Here is a 2507-nt window from a genome sequence, read left to right as displayed (position 1 = left end):
CAAATTCGCGAAGCCGGTCCGCGTGCGCTGGCAACTGGCGCGATCCTGTATGCATGGCTGATCGGCGGTGGATTGGCGATCACGTATGGCGTGCAATACCTCTTCGGCTGAGCCCGCACAAGCCGTAAAAGCCCCGCCCGCGCGCGGGGCTTTCGCTTTGTATGGCACGGACGATGCTGAACTCGGGGTCTCAAAGCAATGTCGTAGCGAAACCCAAGCGAAGAGGAAAACGCCAATGCCCTACGAACTGTATTACTGGGACGGCCTGCAGGGCCGCGGAGAATTCGTCCGGCTCGCGCTCGAGGATGCGGGCGCAGAATACATCGACGTCGCTCGCGGCGCTAAGAAGGACGGCCTGGGCACCGACGCGATGATAAAGGTCATGAACAGCAAGACCGAGCCGCACATCCCATTCGCTCCGCCGTTCCTCAAGGACGGCGAGCTTATCGTGCCGCACGTCGCGAACATCCTGCTGTATCTCGGCCCGAAGCTCGGCCTGGCTCCAAAGAACGACGACCTGCGCTACGTCGCGCATGGCCTGCAACTGACGATCGCAGACGTTGTCGCCGAAGTGCACGACACGCATCATCCGCTCGCCACCGATCTCTATTACGAAGACCAGAAGGACGCCGCGAAGATCTGCTCGAAGAATTTCATCGAAGCGCGCATTCCGAAGTTTTTCGGCTACTTCGAGCGGGTGCTGAAGCAGAACCCCGACGGCGACACGCAGATGGTCGGCAAGACGACGACTTACGTCGATCTCTCGATGTTCCAGCTCGTCGATGGCCTGCACTACGCGTTCCCGCGCGCGATGCGAAAATTCGGCAAGCACTATCCGCGTGTTGCGGCGCTGCACGACGCGGTGCTCGAGCGGCCGAACATCGCGCTCTACGTCGATTCGGAGCGGCGCATTCCGTTCAACGAATCGGGCATCTTCAGGCACTATCCCGAACTCGATCAGGACGCGAAGTAACGGGCGTCTCTCTCGAACCCATCTGAAACAAGGAGCCACAAGCATGGTCGATACGATTCCCTCATTCGGTCTCGGCACGTTCCGCGTCGCCGCCGGCAAAACCGCGCAATCGGTGAAGAGCGCGCTGCAGCTCGGCTATCGTCACATCGATACCGCCCAGTACTACGACAACGAAACCGAAGTAGGCCAGGGCGTACGCGATTCGGGCATCCCGCGCGAGGACATCTGGGTCACGACAAAGGTCTGGTGGGAACGCCTGCGCCGCGACGACCTGATCGCGAGCCTGAAAGTGAGCCACGAGAAGCTCGGCATCGGCGCGATCGATCTCGTGCTGATCCACTGGCCGTCGCCCGACAGCGTCGTGCCGATCACCGAGACGCTCGCCGCGTTCCAGGAAGCGCGCTCGCTCGGGCTCCTTCGGCACTACGGCGTGTCGAATTTCACGGCGCCGCTGCTCGAAGAAGCGGTGAAGGCGCCCGGCGGCAACGAGATCGTGACGAACCAGTTCGAAGTGAGCCCGTTCCTCGCGAACCGCGCGCTCGTCGAGGCGACGCAGAAGCTCGGCGTGAAGGTCACCGCGTACATGCCGCTCGGCGAAGGCCGCGCGCACAGCGACGCGACGCTCGTCGACATTGCGAAGAAGCACGGCGCGACGCCCGCACAGGTGACGTTCGCGTGGCTGCTCTCGCGCGGGATCGTGGTGCTGTCGGCGTCGACGAATGCGGAGCACCAGGAGATCAACTGGGACGCGCAGAAAGTGAGGCTCGACGCCGACGACATCGCCCGCATCGACGCGCTCGACGAAGGCAGGCGCAACGCGAATCCGCCGTTCGCGCCGAAGTGGTGAGCGCCTGGCCTCATCGATCTACGACCAAGCCCGGCCTGCGTCGCACGCCGGGCTTTTTCGCAGCATTGTGAGTGCTATCCTTTCGGCGCTCTGTCCCCTTGGTCCTCCGGTCCCTTAAGTGCTTTCATTCCTGCTCAAGCTGCGCACGCGCGCGCAAACGCTCTTTCGCCTGTCGGATGCCCACACGATGCTCGTCTGGGCCGTGATCGTCGGCGTCGCCGGGGCGTTCGCGACGGCCGCGTTCCGCGAAGGCATCGATGAGCTGCAACGGTTTTTCGGCGGCGAGGCGGGCAGCTTCGTCGATATGGCGAAGCGCCTGCCGTGGCCGGTGCGCGTCGTGCTGCCGGCCATCGGCGGGCTGATCGCGGGCGTGTGTCTCCTGATCGCGCGGCGACACCAAGCGAAGCAGGCGCACGCGGATTACATGGAAGCAGTGACGATCGGCGACGGCGTCGTGCCCGTGTGGCAAAGCCTCTGGCGCAGCCTCTCGTCGCTCTTCACGATCGCGTCCGGTGGCTCGATCGGCCGCGAAGGCTCGATGGTGCAGCTTTCGGCGCTCGCGTCGTCGCTGATCGGGCGCTTCGTCCACTTCGATCCGCCGCGTTTGCGCCTGCTCGTCGCGTGCGGCGCGGCGGCGGGGATCACGTCGGCGTACAACGCGCCGATCGCGGGCGCGTTCTTCGTGAC

General features: G+C 64.2%; 3 protein-coding genes and 1 pseudogene. All 4 read left to right on the top strand.

What is annotated here, in order from left to right; all coding sequences use genetic code 11:
- A pseudogene (locus tag AWB67_RS40305) lies at window positions 1-111 on the top strand (YeiH family putative sulfate export transporter); the annotation flags it as partial.
- Window positions 112-235: 124 nt separating this feature from the next.
- On the top strand, window positions 236-973 hold the full coding sequence (locus AWB67_RS36345) for a glutathione S-transferase (protein WP_087660682.1): 738 nt from the start codon (window positions 236-238) through the stop codon (window positions 971-973).
- Between the two features lie 43 nt (window positions 974-1016).
- Complete coding sequence (locus AWB67_RS36340; RefSeq protein WP_087660681.1) at window positions 1017-1820, top strand: aldo/keto reductase; 804 nt, start codon at window positions 1017-1019, stop codon at window positions 1818-1820.
- 118 nt (window positions 1821-1938) lie between these two features.
- A partial coding sequence (locus AWB67_RS36335) for a chloride channel protein (protein ID WP_200822406.1) occupies window positions 1939-2507 on the top strand: 569 nt, incomplete at its 3' end.

Source organism: Caballeronia terrestris (assembly GCF_001544515.1).
GTDB lineage: Bacteria > Pseudomonadota > Gammaproteobacteria > Burkholderiales > Burkholderiaceae > Caballeronia > Caballeronia terrestris.
This window is presented reverse-complemented; position numbering and strand designations above follow the sequence as displayed.